The following is a 1004-nucleotide window of genomic DNA, read 5'->3' as shown; positions in this document are numbered from 1 at the left end:
GTTCCGGCCCTGCGGGCCTCCACCGGACAGCTTACTTTGTGCACTTTATGCGCAGGTCGCTTCGCTCCCATTATTGCGCATAAAGCGCCCAAAGAAAGCTGCCGCTGCTCGCGGCGTTAAATGCCGGTAATAGCAAAATCCAGAGCGGCTAATATTTCTGTTCGAAAATGTTCGAGTGTACCGACTGGGTTTCTTAGTCTATTCGTTGGCATAGAGGCAATCTGTGGGGTGAGTAAGATTAGCTCGTCACCCTCATATTCAATTACGGGGGTAAGCTTCCCAAGATTTTCATTTTTAAAATATTGCAACCGGCCGAGAGGGAGCACGATCCTTGTTCCTATATCAGAAATGTACTCGTGCTGAATATCCAAAATAAAGGGAAAAGTCTTCTGAGTTGCCTTGCTGGGATTTTTGTATACGTCGAACTGCGGCATCAGAAATTCCTAAACTCATCGCCGAAGCAACCATGTTCTTCAACAAATTCGTTGTAGGCCTTAATTCCGGCTTTATGCTCATCTTTCCATTTCTGAGCCTCTCGCTTTGCGAGCTCCTGGCTCAGCGCTTGCTCTAAAGTCGCGGATAAATTAATGTGCATTGACCGGGATTTGACCAATAAGTCACTGTTTATGCTGAGATTTGTAGCCTTCTTGGGGGCATTTGCGTCAAAAAGAGTGGTCATAGTGGCGCTCCAAGTTATGCGCATCATGGTGCGCATCCCTATGTTAGGTCGGTCCTGTTCGGAAATCAACCACTGGTTGGCGACTCAAGGTCCGGAGGCATTTAACAAGGCGCTGCAGCTGACGGCCAATTTTGTGCACTTTATGCACAGTCGCTGCGCTCCCATTATCGTGCATAAAGTGCACAAAATTAGCCGCGGCTGAGCGCGGCGTTATGTTTTCGGATAGCTGATGTTCCCATTTCAATGGAGTTTTAAAAGGGCTGAATCAAAGTATCCCTGCGTAAACTGCGGGTACTGGGTAGAGATCACAATGAATCATTGCCCA

2 protein-coding genes are annotated in these 1004 nt (G+C 47.7%); both read right to left on the bottom strand.

Going from position 1 to position 1004, the window contains the following annotated elements; translation table 11 throughout:
- Positions 1-116: 116 nt before the first annotated feature.
- On the bottom strand, positions 117-434 hold the full coding sequence (locus LC093_RS20230; RefSeq protein ID WP_226669328.1) for a CcdB family protein: 318 nt from the start codon (positions 432-434) through the stop codon (positions 117-119).
- A complete protein-coding gene (locus LC093_RS20225; RefSeq protein WP_043318322.1) occupies positions 434-679 on the bottom strand; it encodes a type II toxin-antitoxin system CcdA family antitoxin in 246 nt (81 codons plus the stop codon). The genes LC093_RS20230 and LC093_RS20225 overlap by 1 nt, the downstream gene beginning before the upstream one ends.
- Positions 680-1004 lie beyond the last annotated feature (325 nt).

Source organism: Microbulbifer aggregans (assembly GCF_020524005.1).
Classification (GTDB): domain Bacteria; phylum Pseudomonadota; class Gammaproteobacteria; order Pseudomonadales; family Cellvibrionaceae; genus Microbulbifer; species Microbulbifer aggregans_A.
The sequence above is the reverse complement of the archived record's forward strand: the minus strand, read 5'-3'. Positions and strand labels throughout refer to the sequence as shown.

Coding starts and splice junctions, on each gene's coding strand:
- LC093_RS20230 (WP_226669328.1), bottom strand. CDS start 434: ATGCCGCAGTTCGACGTATACAAAAATCCCAGCAAGGCAACTCAGAAG.
- LC093_RS20225 (WP_043318322.1), bottom strand. CDS start 679: ATGACCACTCTTTTTGACGCAAATGCCCCCAAGAAGGCTACAAATCTC.